The sequence below is a fragment of the Cytobacillus sp. FSL K6-0265 genome, assembly GCF_038003465.1.
GTDB classification, from domain to species: domain Bacteria; phylum Bacillota; class Bacilli; order Bacillales; family Cytobacillaceae; genus Cytobacillus; species Cytobacillus stercorigallinarum.
In genome coordinates, this window is the sequence record NZ_JBBOPE010000001.1 from 1,718,812 (window position 1) to 1,732,584 (window position 13,773).

Here is a 13,773-nt window from a genome sequence, read left to right on the forward strand (position 1 = left end):
TAATAGACATTGATATCAGAAACAATAAAGATGGCCTGTAGTATTACATAAAATGAGGTGACGTAAGAATGCCACTTAGTATTTTTGGATTTAGAGCATTATGGAGTCCATATTTTTTTCTAGCATTGGTCTTGTTGTTAATCTTGTACTTTTTAGTGACTGTTAAGTTTCGCCACCGTTTTGCTAATAGTGAACCATTACATAAGAAAGAAGCGCTATTCTTCTCAAGTGCAATCTTAGTCTTATATCTGATTAAGGGTTCTCCGCTTGATCTAATGGGACATTTAATGTTTTATGCACATATGATTCAAATGGGTGTACTATATTTAGTTGTGCCAATTTTGTTTATTTACGGAATTCCTAAATGGATGTGGCGTTCCTTTATTGCCTTACCAATCGTAAAACCATTATTTCGGTTTTTTACAAAACCATTAATTGCTTTAATCTTTTTTAATGGGTTATTTTCTTTTTACCATATCCCATTAATTTTTGATGTAATCAAAGTGGATATGACTTTGCATACAGTTTATACAATTATCCTATTTTTCTTTGCTATCTGTATGTGGTGGCCGCTTATCACCCCGTTACCAGAACAGCAAAGATTAAGTGGGCTAAAAAAAGTCGGTTATATATTTGCAGATGGGATTCTATTAACACCCGCTTGTGCCCTGATTATTTTTGCAGATGCACCGATGTATGCAACGTATTCTGATCCACATGCATGGGGGCAAGCATTAGCTCTCTGTGTCCCTACAGGAACTCTCGCAGGGTTAAATTTAAGTGGACCAGAAATGTTTAATAGCATGTCTTTACTGCATGATCAGCAGTTAGGCGGCGTTATTATGAAGATTATACAGGAAATTGTTTATGGGTATGTGTTGGCGCTTGTATTTTTTGAATGGTATCGTAAAGAACAGTCAGAGAATGAAGCTGAAAATCAGCTCATGAATCCAAGAACAGTGGAATAAATCCCGAGCCTACCTAGCTACTGAGGTAGGCTCCATTTTTGAACAATTAGAGAACTTTTACGAAAACCATTCAATCATGATTGAAAAAGAAGTAATACTTTTATAAAATGAGCATAGCTTCTTCATGAAATTGATGAAGGATAAACTATACATATAGGAAGTTTGATGAGAAAGGAAGTTACTATGGAGCATTCATTGCCTGTCTTACCAACAATCAGTACAACCTTTATCGTGTTAAGTGCCATTATGGTGGCAATTGGTTGGGTTCAAATTAGTAAGAGAAAAATTGACGCACATAAAAAATCGATGACGTTTGCTGGCATTTTTGCCATCATATTCTTTATTATTTATGCTAGTCGAACAATATTTATCGGAAATACATCATTCGGTGGGCCTGATGATATAAAAATTTATTATACCCTTTTTCTTATCTTTCATATTACCCTGGCCACATCAGGAGCAGTACTTGGAATCATCAATTTGTATACGGGATATAAGAATAAGTTAAAACTGCATAGAAAGATCGGTCCCTTTACGAGCATCATCTGGTTTGCTACGGCCATAACAGGGGTAGCGGTTTATTTACTACTATATGTCTTTTATCATGGCGGAGAAACGACTTCATTAATCAAGGCAATATTCGGATTTTAAGGAGTTCAAAAACAATGCAAGTCCGAGCTTATTCGAGTGCTAATGCTATTCGAATAAGCTCGGATTTTTTTGTTTCCATCCTATGGCAATGGATAACATGAGAATAGAAAGTATAAAGTTAGTGACTCCATCAAACAGTAAGGAATAATGATTGGTTTTTAGAATCAGTTTAATGAGTACAAGACATAGTAGAACAAAATCCGATTGAACTGCATTAACTATATTATCCTTTCTTAAAAAGGTTGAATACAGGAATGAATGGATGATGCAATTGGTAAAGCGAGATGGGGAAAAACAAAAAGTACGCAAATTTATCATTTCATCCATTGTAGAATCCAATTTACGCTATCTTAAAATGGATGGTGCGGAGGAAAAAATAAGGTTAATTAGAAGAAGTAGTGAAGATATTATCACGCGTTTAGATGATCCGATAATAATTGAAGTAAGACTAAGTATTATACCATATAAAGAAGTTTTAACAGATTTGCTGGTTTTACAAAAACAAATAATTGAAGATATTCGATTATTGACTGGACTTCGCGTTGGTAAGGTAATTTTAAAAGTCGAGCATTGCTTTATCGATTCTTAAGAAAAAACGTGAAGATGTTGTCTTCACGTTTTTTCTATCGCTTACTTAAGTATTTGTTCTAAATCATTATTAATGTCTGTTAAGATCTTTTCAGATTGCTTTACAAGTGCTTGTGGGAAGTGTTCGCCATCCCCGTATTCTACTCCGTGCGGATAATAATGTTTGCCTAATAAAGGAGTAAGTAATTGAATCGTCGCCTTTCTAGCGCCAACGTCACCTTCTACTGCATATCCAAACACACGCAGGTAGTAGACTCCTTCTTTTAATTCGAATTTTCGATCGTATGTAACTCTTTCATAATCCCATTGTCCTGCACGTACTAACTGATAAGAATCCATTAGGTCATCTAGTCGCTTTAGTTCAACTTGCTTGTTTTCTAAACCCGTATTTTCAAGCTTCATAATAATCAATCCCTCCTGAAAAAAACAATTGGTAAACAGAACCAATATTGAATCATCTCAAATTTAATAATAGTTGAAAAATGGACAAGTTGCAATCTTTTTCAAATATATCACTATTCTCACCTAACACTAGTATTCCCAACATCCCTTATATATGTATAATGAAAAATTAGAGAAAAGAATGATGAATAGAGGGTAATGCTATAAAGTTCAATTCCATGTATAATAATATGTATAAACCTTTAATTCGAGACTTTTATACAAGTTATTCAACGTATTTAATGAAGTGTACCCATAAAATATGTGTAAAGGTTTTCTTAATTCATAAACAACTTGCTATTATCCATTTCTATGTGATGATATACTATATTTAAACATATGTTATAAAAAATACTTTTTTGTGTATTGAAAAAATGAGAAGTTGTGTATATTTTACGATACTCATGTTTATGACGTGGATATAATAGAAGTGTCCGAGTTTTAAAAGAAGTCATGGGAGGTGCAAGTTCTCTGAAGAGTGTATTACGTGTATTTGTACTGATATTGGCTCTTACTGTTATATGGTTATACTTAGATTTTAGTAGTGAAGATCAACTGCTATTGAGTGACGAGGGTACAGAAGTTGCTCAAGATGAAACGATAGGTAATCAAGATGATGAAGAGTCAATGGTTGCTGAGATGCCTGAAGAAGGGTTGCTCACCTTAATGGGGTCTAAAGCTTCGGATATTAAAAAAGAGTTTGGTGAACCAGAACGGATTGATCCTACACTTCAAGGCTATGATTGGTGGATTTATCCGAATGGCAATCATGAATATATACAAGTCGGTATATGGGAAGGAAAAGTCATATCCGTATATGCCACAGGTGATGAAGTGGATGTAACGCCTTTTAAAATTGGACAACCATCAGGAGAAATTTACTCATCTCTATATGCAGAAACAAATATAGAAATTGAATTTGAGGGTAGTGTTTATCGCTTTGAATTATCAGAAGCAGACATGAATATGAGACCTATTATTAGAATTGGTGATTATTACGCAATCCTTTATTTAGATAAATTTACAGGCACGCTTTCTAGTGTTCGTTTTCTAAATGATGAGTCTTTCGTGATGTTAAGGCCTTATGAATTAGTTTATAGAGGCGAGTTATTTGTTGTAAATGATATATTAGAAGAGGAAGAAGCAGCTATCAATCGAGGGATGGAGCAGCAGATTATTGATATTACGAACGTGATGAGAGAAAGATATGATGTGAAGGAGCTTTCCTTAGATGAGAAGACTTCAGAAGTAGCTTATAACCACAGTGTGGATATGTATGAAAGTGAAGCCTTTTCTCATACCTCTGATGAATATGGTGAACTGTCAGACCGACTGAAAGCAGGCGAGGTTGCTTATTTATCGGCGGGCGAGAATATTGCTGCTAATTATGTAGATGCACCTTCAGTGATGGAGGGATGGTTAAACAGTAGTGCACATCGTGAAACTTTATTAAATGAACAATTTACTGACATTGGTGTAGGCGTCTACAAGAAGCACTTTACACAAAACTTTATTGAGAAATGGGAACAAGAATAAAGACGTTGCTTACTCATTGTATGATGAGTGCAACGTCTTTTTTATTCACTTACCGACAACAAAAAAGTTAGAGGAAGCAATTGCAACATTCTTACCATCGTCTCTTTCAACGACAGCAGAGAGGACCATCATGCGGCTTCCTTTATGAGTGATTGTTGCATAACAAGTAAGGTTGTTCCCTTTAATTGCAGCTAAATAATGAATGTTTAATTGCGTGGTTACAGCCATCTTATCTATTGGTGTTGCTTTATTGCTTAATGTACCCATTGCGGTATCAATGAGGGTAGCAATCATACCTCCGTGCACAATACCAAGCGGATTATAAAGTAGAGGTGTAATAGGAATAGAGATTGTAACAGTATCATCCTCTAACTGTTCTTCTACATTCATAAATGCTTCAATATATGAACGATTTGTCCCATTTTGCTGTCTTTCTAAACTATCCACGATAGTATTGATTAATGGTAAGTCTTTGTCAGTGGTTTGATCAATCATTTTTGAAAACTTCTGAAGTAAGAGATCTTTGTTTGTCATCATTTGTGAGACTCCTTGTTATATCATTAACTTTTCATTGATTTTAAGTATAAGCAATTTCTATTCCTCATACCAATACAAATGAAGTGTTGTATTTATGCTATCTTTATCGTAACAGAAACTTGAGCAATAGAAATATAGAAATTTATCACTTTTATGATGGGCCACTCATACAATAAGGTAGGCATTTGTAACGAATAAGAGGTGAATAATAGTGGCACAGAAACAATTGCATCCTACTGTTGAGCGGTTTAAGTCATATGTAAAAAAGAATCCATCAGTACTAAAGGAAGTTAGATCCGGTAAAAAGTCGATGCAGCAATTGTATGAAGAATGGTACTTATTAATAGATGATGAGCAAGATGAACGTGAGCAGAAGACAGATTCGTCAGAAACGACCACAACAACCACTGAAAACAAACAAGATTGGGTCAATCAGGTGATGGGTACTGTAAAGAACATGGATGTGAATCAAGTACAAGGTTATATTACAAATATGAGCCAAGCTCTCGGAGCCATTCAAGGAGTGTTATCACAATTTCAAGGAGGAGCTTCATCCTCTAAAAGCGCTACTCAATCAAACCCAATAGCTCAAAAACCAAATCCATTTGCATTTAAAAAAGATTAAAGAAGGTGACAATCTTTGCGTAAAGATATTAGAGAATATATTCAACAAAATGAAGAATTGAAAAAGTTCGTTAGAGAACAACCACAATGGTATCGAACGTTATCGCGGAATCCAACAGAAATACAGAAATTAGAAGTAGCATCGTTACACTATCATAAAAAAACAATCCCTCATCATGTAGAAAAGTTTTCTAATGGAGTTCAGATGGCTTCTATGATGATGAGTATGTTTCAAGCAATGAACAGTCAATCATAAATGGTCTTCTTCGTTAAGGAAGAGGACTATTTTTTATGAGTAATTATTTTTGTAAAGCAAATAATACATAATAAAAAGGGTTGATGAGCTTGCAGAAAATTTTTCAATACTTCTCGCTTTGTATTTTATTTATTGTATTAGTTGCTTGCACCAAAGATATTCCAGAGCCAGAAACAAATAGCATCCTAGCGCCTGTTAATGGGCTTGAAATTAGAGAATCTATTCCAGTAACAACTGCCTTGGCAAAAGGACCACAAGATTTTCTTGTAAAGCATGTAGTGGAAGGTAATGATGTATTGATTGAATGTATCGTTGATGGGGTAACATTTAGAGAAGATCGACAAGGGGTGAAAGGGAAGTTCATTGTATATCTTGATGGGAAGAAAACAGATGAAATCAGCCGCGCTGCATTCAAAATAAAAGGGTTGTCACAAGGGAAACATCATATCAAACTGGAAGTAGTGAGTAGTGACCCTGCCCTTTACTTTTTGACAAAAGAATTTATCGTACAGGTGGAATAATTTTTCTCAGTGCTTTTGATTTTAGCTATTCCATGATATGATGAAAAGTGGAGGTGAGCTTCCAGATGCTTGCTACTTTAGAAAGATTAGAAATATTGGATGTAGCCGATGAGATTGTCACGATGATTGTCAAGTCTGAGGAAGCTGCTCAATACAAGCAATGCCTCAAGGAGATGCAATCAAATTCTGAAACTCAGAAAAAGATTCGTCAATTTGTTGAAATGAAAGATCTTTATGAGGATGTACAACGATTCGGTAAGTATCATCCTGATTATAAAAGAGTCACGATGTCTATACGTCAGTTAAAGAGAGAAATGGATATGGATCCATATGTAGCAGCGTTTAGACAATCGGAAACAGAGTTACAAAGTTTGCTTGACGAAATTAGTGTCATTATTAGTCACTCTGTGTCTCAACATATTAAAGTCCCAACAGGTAACCCATTTTTTGATAATGCTTGTTCGGGTGGTTGTGGATCAGGCGGAGCATGTAGCTGTTCTGCTTAACAGTGCGGTCATGACCGCACTGTTTTTTTAGAAGATAGAGAATGAAAAAATCAATCACATTGTAAAAATAATGAAATATATGCTAGACTAATAACAATCATTTGAACAAAAGGGGAAGTATTATGCTTGGAGAGAGGCAAGGTTTAATTGTTTGGCTTTATTCATTAAAGCAAGCGAAAATGTTACGACGATTTGGCAACGTTCATTATGTATCGAAACGGTTAAAGTACGTAGTTGTTTATTGTAACATGGAGGATATCGACGCCTTAACTGAAAAGATTAGTTCTTATTCGTTTGTTAAAAAAGTGGAACCTTCGTACAAACCTTTTTTAAAAACTCAGTTTGAAAACGCAAAACCAGATAAAGCAAAAGAGTATGATTATAAGATGGGCATTTAGCAATTTAAACAAACCTAGGCATATATATAGCTAATATATGCCTAGGTTTGTTTAAGTTAGTGCAGGTAAATAGTGATTTAACCTGAATATAGCAATTAAATGTTGAAAATATAAGTCTTTCTCAGAGAAAAGTGTTGAAGGTTTCACATTGAATTGGATGAGTTCTTTATCTAACTCTTTCGCTGTTTCGGCAAATAATTGAAAGCGTTTATTAGGTTTGATTTCATGATTTGGCACGCCTTCTCTGCAAATATATATCGGTTGGAATTTTCCTTCAGCAGGTGGGTTTAATATCACGATAAGTGAACTCATGGCCTTGTCATTTATTGTTGTATGTAAAACCATCATATGTTTAAGGCGGTCACTATTCCTTTTCGCTATCTCTATCAATTCATAAATGTCAGAATACCCTTCTCCGAGTTCAATAAATCTTTGAATCATATTTGTTCTCCTTTTATGTTTAATCAACACTTTTCTACTTTATCATTTTTTTTAATTGATTAGAAGGATATTCGGTGTTTATATATAATTAGGTACAAGTATTACTTGAGTGAGTAGTAAGGAGCACATGATGAAAAAGGTAATTTCTATTCTTTTTGTTATCATTATCGTCTGCATATTTTTTAATCAATGGGACCAATTCATAACTGATGGGCAAACCGTTAATGCACATGAAAGTGCACAAACAAAAGTGACCATTCATTCGGGTGAAAACTCTGTACGAGTCATTCAAACGATTTCTACCTTATCTGACGAATCCATATACGAAATGATCGTACCGAAGAAAGCTTCAAATTGGACATGTACATATGATAATAAAGGTGAGTGTAAGAGTGTTTGGGGAGCTGAGAATATTATCGAGACTAAAGGGAGTCAGTTACACATTACCTATAGTTTGCCTATAAATCAAAAGACTAACACTTTGATTCGTGAATGGTTATTTCAATTAAAGGGCGTCACTATTGATCATGTGGAATTAAAAATCATTGAATCTCACCACCGAAATGGAACTTGGATGGCTGGTATTCCTTTATCAGGGTTCGTGAAAGAGGACCTAATAGATTATTACTCCTTTTCAGGTCATGCAAACAACCCGGCACTCCTTTGGCATAAGGGTGAAATAAACACTGAGCAAAACGATAAGTATTATACATATTATGGGAATCATTATCATGAGATCAAAGAACTGATGCAAAAACATGAAGAAAAGGTAAAAGAAGCAAAATTCTTAAATATCATTACAACTAATCAGTTGAAAAGTGGCCTATATGAAGGGATTCTTATTTTACCTAGTGGGGAATCATTAGAACGAGAATTAGTAGAGGCTCTCTATTTCTATGCTATTGAAAGTGAAGAAATAGAATGGTTCTTGGATTTATTAACATCATTTATTATTGATGAAAATCCTCGTTTTGCTCTGAGTAAGTTTGCTTTTAACGAACTAAAAGAAAAGCTAACTGCAAGTGAGTTGGAGCAAATTGTTGCCAATATTTCCGACTTGGATGAAAGTTTCGTACCAGAAGATATGGATGAAATCCTCTATCAAATAACAGGAAAGCAAACGAACTTCTTTGCTGAATTATTTAGGAATAAACAACCGGTTTCATTAGAATTGTTTACAATGAAAGATTATCATTGGAAGGATAAAAAATTCACTGTAAAAATAATTGAGATTGATGGAATAGAGTGGGTACCTTTCCAAAAGACAATGTCATTCCTCGAGTTAGAAACAGAGCGTTTATCTGAAACGGAATGGGTAATCTTTGATGAGGAAGATGTTTATCGTTTATATTCAGATCAGTCGATTTTTATAAAAAATGAAGAGGTTTTTGGTTTGTTAGAACATCCACTAAAAAAGATGAATGGTGAGTACTATTTAGAAAAAAAATGGCTCCAGTCCATCTTTCGTATACACTTGAAAGAAGAGGGCAATAAAGTTTATTTTGACATGTAAAAGGAAAAACAATTTATATGGGGAATCCTTATTTAATGTCATCGTCAAATAAATAAAAAAATCCCTGTAGCAAAAATACTACAGGGTCCTTCTAACCAACTAATAGGCAGAAGGTAAAGGGAGAGGAGAAACCGGAGGAAGAACTTATGGGGAAACGTAAGTCTTCTCCGCGGTTGGCAACAACATCGTTTAGATGCTGTTAATCTCATTATCTCCATATAAGATATTGTTATACATTTTTATTCATCATCTCTTGAAATACTTAGGAGAATATGTGTTTGTTTCCTATAAAAAGTATGGTAGGATGATGAAGAAAAATTGAATTTAAGATAAGTGGTGAGTAGTATGCGGGTAGTATCTGGTCAATATAAGGGACTGCAACTTAAAGCTGTTCCTGGTAAATCAACAAGACCAACAACTGATAAAGTAAAAGAAGCAATCTTTAATATGATAGGCCCCTATTTTGATGGAGGCATCGCACTGGATTTGTTTGCTGGAAGTGGTGGCCTGGGGATAGAGTCATTAAGTAGAGGTGTAGAAAAAGCGATTTTCGTTGATCGTGATAGCAAGGCAGTACATACAGTACATGAGAATTTACGAATTTGTAAAATTGAAGAAGGCGTTGAAGTTTATAGAAATGACGCTGAAAGAGCTTTAAAAGCCATTATGAAAAGGGAGTTACAATTTGATTATATCTTCCTTGACCCACCTTACAAAAAGCAACAACTCGTAAAATTGTTAGAAATTATTAGTCAACAGAAATTACTAAAGCAAAATGGCATGATAATGTGTGAACATAGCTCAGATATACAATTACCCACTTTTTGTGGGGACTTAGAACAAGTAAAGTATGAAAGCTATGGTATCATTGCTGTTTCCATTTATTGTTTTATTGAGCCTCATGAATAAATTAGAAAGCAGGGGATAAAAATGAGCGGGATTGCCGTATGTCCAGGAAGTTTTGATCCAATTACTTTTGGCCATTTGGATATTATTAAAAGGGGAGCAAAAGTATTTGACGAAATACATGTTGTGCTATTAAATAACTCTTCGAAGAATCCACTCTTCTCTGTTGAAGAAAGAATCCACTTGATTGAAGAAGTGACGAAAGAAATTCCTAATGTCAAAGTGGGGACATTTCAAGGTTTATTAGTGGATTATGCTAAAAGTGTAGATGCGAAAGCAATTATACGTGGGCTAAGGGCTGTGTCAGACTTTGAATATGAGATGCAAATCACATCGATGAATCGAGTATTAAATGATGATATCGAAACATTCTTCGTTATGACGAATAATCAATATTCCTTTTTAAGTTCAAGTATCGTAAAAGAGGTGGCAAAATATCAAGGAGATATTTCTGACCTTGTTCCAGCAGTTGTACAACATGCGCTACACAAAAAATTCGCTAAGTAAAATAAAGAGGCAGGTCAACTCACCAGAGATTGTCTGCCTTTTTTTATACGGTCATTCTCCTTCAAGGTCGTGTACTAATGGGAATGAAAATGCCTACGATAGTAGATAAAAATATATAGAATGAGAGAAAATAAAGTAATGAGTGGTCCAAGTGTTATCATGTATTCATATAGGGTGAAACCTTCATTTTGAAAAACTGGTATGGCATTAGATGGTTGTTCAAATGACACGCGGTTATATAATAAATGCCAAAATAGATAGGCGTAAAAAGCAGCAATAAATGAATGAATAATTCGAGCGATGAAAAACGGCTTAAAGCGTATATCAGATTGAGCGATAATGCTTGCGACTTGTGCTTGAACGCTGAATCCACAAAAGGCTAAGATAGCACTTGCAATCATTACTTTTTGTAACAGAGGAACATGATCGACTTGAGCAGTCATTTGATTTCCTTGAGTCAGTTCAAAAATACCAGAGAATAAAGCTTTACTAAATTCAGGGGAAATTTGGAAAACAGATAATAATAGACCAAGGCCATAAGCGAAAAAGTCAGTAATGCCAATGTGGAATAATAATTTATTTATGACCGAAAATAAAATAATAAAACCACCGATCATTAATAAAGTATGGATAGAAGATATTACAGCATCACCAACAAGCTTTCCTAATGGACGCTGTTCTTGTAATCTTGTTTCATGTAAGACATTAAATGCTTCCTTAAAAGAAAATTTTCGAGTGGGAGGCGTGGCTATCTTAGTGTTCTGCTCTTCTTCCTTTCGTCCGTAAAAGCGCATGATTAAACCTACAGTTAAATTACCTAGATAATGGGCTAGGGCAAGAATAATCCCTAATTTTGTATTATGAAAGAACCCAACAGAAACCGCGCCAAAAATAAACAAAGGATTGGAACAGTTAGAGAAGGAAACAAGTCGCTCTGCTTCCAGACGTGATATTTGTTTCTCTTGTCTTAATCGTACTGTGAACTTCGCTCCAGCTGGATAACCAGATGCCATTCCCATAGCTAACACAAAGCCGCCAACACCTGGAACTTTGAACAATGGTCGCATGAGTGGTTCTAAGAGGACACCAATAAATTTCACAACACCAAAACCGATTAAAACCTCGGCTATAATAAAAAACGGTAAGAGGGAAGGAAAAACAATTTCCCACCACATTTCGAGGCCCCTTCTCGATGCATCAACGGATTCTTGTGGATATAATATAAGTGAAAAGGCGATTAATGACGCCGAAAGTGCAAGCATGATTGTTTTTAACTTTGAACGTGACACGAATGAGCCTCCCTTATGTAATGACGGCTGGAACACATTGTAAGCATGTCCTTCTTCTATTGAATATACGACGATAAATGAAAAATTAGACCATTGATTTCAAAACGACATTACTTATTGCCTGTTAACTAAAGCATCAATTTATACATAAGATAATAAATAGCCTGATGTATTCTGATATCCAACCATGTAAAGAAGAAAGACAATCATTTTATGAAAGGGATTGGAGGGAAAGATTTGGTTCGACCAAAAATAGGTCTTGCTCTCGGATCTGGTGGTGCGCGTGGGTTTGCTCATCTTGGTGTAATAAAAGCGCTTGTGGATGAAGATATACCAATTGACTTGATTGCAGGGAGCAGTATGGGGGCAATGGTAGGCTGCTTTTACGCTACAGGCATAGATATTGAAACATTATATAAATTTTCCACTGTTTTTAAAAGAAAGTATTATTTGGATTTTACGGTCCCTAGAATGGGGTTTGTTGCTGGTAATCGCGTGAAGGAATTTATCCGTGTATTCACACAAGACAAGAAAATAGAAGATTTAACGATTCCTGTTTCTGTTGTCGCAACGGACATCCAGAAGGGAGAAAAGGTAATTTTCCAAGAAGGGCCAATAGCAGAAGCTGTTAGAGCAAGTATATCTATTCCTGGTATTTTTGTACCTGAAAAGGTTGATGGGCGGTTACTAGTCGATGGGGGTGTGATTGACCGTGTGCCTGTTTCAGTTGTAAAAGATATGGGAGCAGATATTATTATTGCTGTTGATGTCTCAAGGGTAAATGTTCAGACAGAGATACACTCCATTTATGATGTGATTATGCAGAGCCTAGATATTTTACAAATGGAGAATGTAATCAACCGTGAAATAGCATCCAATGTGATGATTCGACCGAGTGTAGAGATGTATAGTTCAAAAGCTTTTACAAATATAAATGAAATAATTAAGATAGGAGAAGAGGAAGCGCTCAAATATATTGATAAAATAAAAGAAATAATCGAAAATTGGAAGGAGCCAAATGAATGAAAAGAAAAATTTGGGCTCGCTCCTTCTTCGTCTTAGCATTACTCGTCCTTGTTACTTCTTTTATACAACTTCCTTATTATGTCTCAAAGCCAGGGATGGCGAAAGAATTAGAACCAATCATTGAAGTTGAGAATGGAGACAATGCGACAGGAAGTTTCATGCTTACGACTATAAGAATGGGCAAAGCGAATATTTATACTTATTTATGGGCGAAATGGCAAAAATATCAACATATTTATCCTATTGAGGATATTCGAAGAGAAGATGAAACTGATCGAGAATATCAGTTAAGGCAATTATACTTAATGGATAACTCCAAGCAGTCAGCCATAGAAGTGGCATATCAACATGCTGGTTTAGAAGTAAATTACAATTATCAAGGTGTGTATGTACTTAACATTATGGAAGGTATGCCAGCAGAAGGGAAACTTGAAGCATCAGATAGGGTAACGAAAGTAGATGGCCAATCATTTCAATCTTCAGAGCAATTTATTGATATGGTTTCATCAAAATCGGAAGGTGACAGCATATCCCTTACTTTTGAAAGAAACGGGGAAGAAAGAGAAACTGATATCGAACTACAGAAAATTGCTGCGACCGGAAAGGTTGGTGTGGGCATCACATTAGTGGATGATAAAGAGATTTCAGTTGATCCAGAAGTGGCGATTGATACAAGTGAAATTGGTGGTCCGTCCGCTGGCTTTATGTTTTCATTAGAAATCTATAATCAGTTAGTTCAGGGAGATATAACAAGAGGATATGAAATCGCCGGAACTGGAACAATCGCACCAGATGGTACGGTTGGGCGCATCGGTGGTATAGATCAAAAAATAGTGGCTGCAGATAATGCCGGAGCAGATATCTTCTTTGCACCGAACGAGAATAATAGTGATAAATCAAACTACAAAGAGGCAGTTAAAACAGCTAAAGATATTGATACGGATATGAAAATCATCCCAATTGACACATTTGATGATGCAGTGAAGTACTTAGAAGACCTAGAAGCTAAATGATAGAAAATGTTTTTATTAAAGTGTGGCCTGTAATGAATAACGGAGAAGTTCT

Annotated in this window: 18 protein-coding genes; 14 read left to right on the plus strand and 4 right to left on the minus strand. The window is 35.3% G+C overall.

The window, feature by feature from the left end; all coding sequences use genetic code 11:
- Nucleotides 1–68: 68 nt before the first annotated feature.
- From ctaG to MHH73_RS08900, 3 genes are all read left to right on the plus strand, one after another.
- Nucleotides 69–968: a cytochrome c oxidase assembly factor CtaG gene (gene ctaG / locus MHH73_RS08890; RefSeq protein WP_191812459.1), complete on the plus strand. Its 900-nt coding sequence runs from the start codon at nucleotides 69–71 to the stop codon at nucleotides 966–968.
- A 183-nt stretch (nucleotides 969–1,151) separates the two neighbouring features.
- Entirely contained in the window at nucleotides 1,152–1,619 is a 468-nt protein-coding gene (locus MHH73_RS08895; RefSeq protein WP_191812457.1) for a DUF420 domain-containing protein, read from the plus strand.
- A 271-nt stretch (nucleotides 1,620–1,890) separates the two neighbouring features.
- Complete coding sequence (locus MHH73_RS08900; RefSeq protein WP_341066234.1) at nucleotides 1,891–2,208, plus strand: hypothetical protein; 318 nt, start codon at nucleotides 1,891–1,893, stop codon at nucleotides 2,206–2,208.
- Nucleotides 2,209–2,249: 41 nt separating this feature from the next.
- Here MHH73_RS08900 and MHH73_RS08905 read toward each other — a convergent pair whose 3' ends face one another.
- Nucleotides 2,250–2,609 carry a YugN family protein gene (locus MHH73_RS08905; protein ID WP_191812452.1) on the minus strand — a complete coding sequence of 120 codons (360 nt, stop codon included), beginning with the start codon at nucleotides 2,607–2,609 and terminating at the stop codon, nucleotides 2,250–2,252.
- 492 nt (nucleotides 2,610–3,101) lie between these two features.
- Between MHH73_RS08905 and MHH73_RS08910 the strand changes: the two genes are divergently transcribed.
- Nucleotides 3,102–4,184: a CAP domain-containing protein gene (locus MHH73_RS08910; RefSeq protein WP_191812450.1), complete on the plus strand. Its 1,083-nt coding sequence runs from the start codon at nucleotides 3,102–3,104 to the stop codon at nucleotides 4,182–4,184.
- 45 nt (nucleotides 4,185–4,229) lie between these two features.
- Here the strand turns inward: MHH73_RS08910 and MHH73_RS08915 are convergent, their stop codons facing one another.
- Nucleotides 4,230–4,721 (minus strand): PaaI family thioesterase, encoded by a 492-nt coding sequence (locus MHH73_RS08915; RefSeq protein ID WP_341066238.1) that lies wholly within the window; start codon nucleotides 4,719–4,721, stop codon nucleotides 4,230–4,232.
- A gap of 211 nt (nucleotides 4,722–4,932) precedes the next feature.
- Between MHH73_RS08915 and MHH73_RS08920 the strand changes: the two genes are divergently transcribed.
- The 5 genes from MHH73_RS08920 to MHH73_RS08940 all read left to right on the plus strand — a co-directional run bounded on the left by MHH73_RS08920 (nucleotide 4,933) and on the right by MHH73_RS08940 (nucleotide 7,026).
- On the plus strand, nucleotides 4,933–5,346 hold the full coding sequence (locus MHH73_RS08920) for a YlbD family protein (RefSeq protein WP_191812446.1): 414 nt from the start codon (nucleotides 4,933–4,935) through the stop codon (nucleotides 5,344–5,346).
- A gap of 15 nt (nucleotides 5,347–5,361) precedes the next feature.
- Entirely contained in the window at nucleotides 5,362–5,601 is a 240-nt protein-coding gene (locus MHH73_RS08925; RefSeq protein WP_191812444.1) for a YlbE-like family protein, read from the plus strand.
- A gap of 89 nt (nucleotides 5,602–5,690) precedes the next feature.
- On the plus strand, nucleotides 5,691–6,122 hold the full coding sequence (locus MHH73_RS08930; RefSeq protein WP_404826078.1) for a hypothetical protein: 432 nt from the start codon (nucleotides 5,691–5,693) through the stop codon (nucleotides 6,120–6,122).
- Between the two features lie 65 nt (nucleotides 6,123–6,187).
- Complete coding sequence (locus tag MHH73_RS08935; protein WP_191812440.1) at nucleotides 6,188–6,628, plus strand: YlbF family regulator; 441 nt, start codon at nucleotides 6,188–6,190, stop codon at nucleotides 6,626–6,628.
- A gap of 122 nt (nucleotides 6,629–6,750) precedes the next feature.
- Entirely contained in the window at nucleotides 6,751–7,026 is a 276-nt protein-coding gene (locus tag MHH73_RS08940) for a YlbG family protein (protein WP_191812438.1), read from the plus strand.
- Nucleotides 7,027–7,077: 51 nt separating this feature from the next.
- Here the strand turns inward: MHH73_RS08940 and MHH73_RS08945 are convergent, their stop codons facing one another.
- A complete protein-coding gene (locus tag MHH73_RS08945) occupies nucleotides 7,078–7,467 on the minus strand; it encodes a DUF7147 family protein (protein ID WP_191812437.1) in 390 nt (129 codons plus the stop codon).
- 130 nt (nucleotides 7,468–7,597) lie between these two features.
- Here MHH73_RS08945 and MHH73_RS08950 point away from each other — a divergent pair, with 130 nt between their 5' ends.
- From MHH73_RS08950 to coaD, 3 genes are all read left to right on the plus strand, one after another.
- Nucleotides 7,598–8,980: a hypothetical protein gene (locus MHH73_RS08950; RefSeq protein ID WP_341066245.1), complete on the plus strand. Its 1,383-nt coding sequence runs from the start codon at nucleotides 7,598–7,600 to the stop codon at nucleotides 8,978–8,980.
- Between the two features lie 345 nt (nucleotides 8,981–9,325).
- Nucleotides 9,326–9,889, plus strand: a complete 564-nt coding sequence (rsmD, locus tag MHH73_RS08955; RefSeq protein WP_341066247.1) for a 16S rRNA (guanine(966)-N(2))-methyltransferase RsmD — start codon at nucleotides 9,326–9,328, stop codon at nucleotides 9,887–9,889.
- Between the two features lie 21 nt (nucleotides 9,890–9,910).
- On the plus strand, nucleotides 9,911–10,393 hold the full coding sequence (coaD, locus tag MHH73_RS08960) for a pantetheine-phosphate adenylyltransferase (RefSeq protein ID WP_191812431.1): 483 nt from the start codon (nucleotides 9,911–9,913) through the stop codon (nucleotides 10,391–10,393).
- A gap of 74 nt (nucleotides 10,394–10,467) precedes the next feature.
- Here coaD and ylbJ read toward each other — a convergent pair whose 3' ends face one another.
- Nucleotides 10,468–11,682 carry a sporulation integral membrane protein YlbJ gene (gene ylbJ / locus MHH73_RS08965; RefSeq protein ID WP_341066249.1) on the minus strand — a complete coding sequence of 405 codons (1,215 nt, stop codon included), beginning with the start codon at nucleotides 11,680–11,682 and terminating at the stop codon, nucleotides 10,468–10,470.
- A 237-nt stretch (nucleotides 11,683–11,919) separates the two neighbouring features.
- Between ylbJ and MHH73_RS08970 the strand changes: the two genes are divergently transcribed.
- The gene (locus MHH73_RS08970) at nucleotides 11,920–12,708 is read left to right on the plus strand and encodes a patatin-like phospholipase family protein (protein ID WP_341066252.1); all 789 of its coding nucleotides are present in this window, start codon (nucleotides 11,920–11,922) and stop codon (nucleotides 12,706–12,708) included.
- Nucleotides 12,705–13,721: a SepM family pheromone-processing serine protease gene (locus MHH73_RS08975; RefSeq protein WP_341066255.1), complete on the plus strand. Its 1,017-nt coding sequence runs from the start codon at nucleotides 12,705–12,707 to the stop codon at nucleotides 13,719–13,721. The genes MHH73_RS08970 and MHH73_RS08975 overlap by 4 nt, the downstream gene beginning before the upstream one ends.
- Nucleotides 13,722–13,773: the final 52 nt, after the last annotated feature.

Coding starts and splice junctions, on each gene's coding strand:
- MHH73_RS08915 (WP_341066238.1), bottom strand. CDS start 4,721: ATGATGACAAACAAAGATCTCTTACTTCAGAAGTTTTCAAAAATGATT.
- MHH73_RS08905 (WP_191812452.1), bottom strand. CDS start 2,609: ATGAAGCTTGAAAATACGGGTTTAGAAAACAAGCAAGTTGAACTAAAG.
- MHH73_RS08935 (WP_191812440.1), top strand. CDS start 6,188: ATGCTTGCTACTTTAGAAAGATTAGAAATATTGGATGTAGCCGATGAG.
- MHH73_RS08950 (WP_341066245.1), top strand. CDS start 7,598: ATGAAAAAGGTAATTTCTATTCTTTTTGTTATCATTATCGTCTGCATA.
- MHH73_RS08895 (WP_191812457.1), top strand. CDS start 1,152: ATGGAGCATTCATTGCCTGTCTTACCAACAATCAGTACAACCTTTATC.
- MHH73_RS08910 (WP_191812450.1), top strand. CDS start 3,102: ATGGGAGGTGCAAGTTCTCTGAAGAGTGTATTACGTGTATTTGTACTG.
- MHH73_RS08940 (WP_191812438.1), top strand. CDS start 6,751: ATGCTTGGAGAGAGGCAAGGTTTAATTGTTTGGCTTTATTCATTAAAG.
- MHH73_RS08975 (WP_341066255.1), top strand. CDS start 12,705: ATGAAAAGAAAAATTTGGGCTCGCTCCTTCTTCGTCTTAGCATTACTC.
- coaD (WP_191812431.1), top strand. CDS start 9,911: ATGAGCGGGATTGCCGTATGTCCAGGAAGTTTTGATCCAATTACTTTT.
- rsmD (WP_341066247.1), top strand. CDS start 9,326: ATGCGGGTAGTATCTGGTCAATATAAGGGACTGCAACTTAAAGCTGTT.
- MHH73_RS08945 (WP_191812437.1), bottom strand. CDS start 7,467: ATGATTCAAAGATTTATTGAACTCGGAGAAGGGTATTCTGACATTTAT.
- ctaG (WP_191812459.1), top strand. CDS start 69: ATGCCACTTAGTATTTTTGGATTTAGAGCATTATGGAGTCCATATTTT.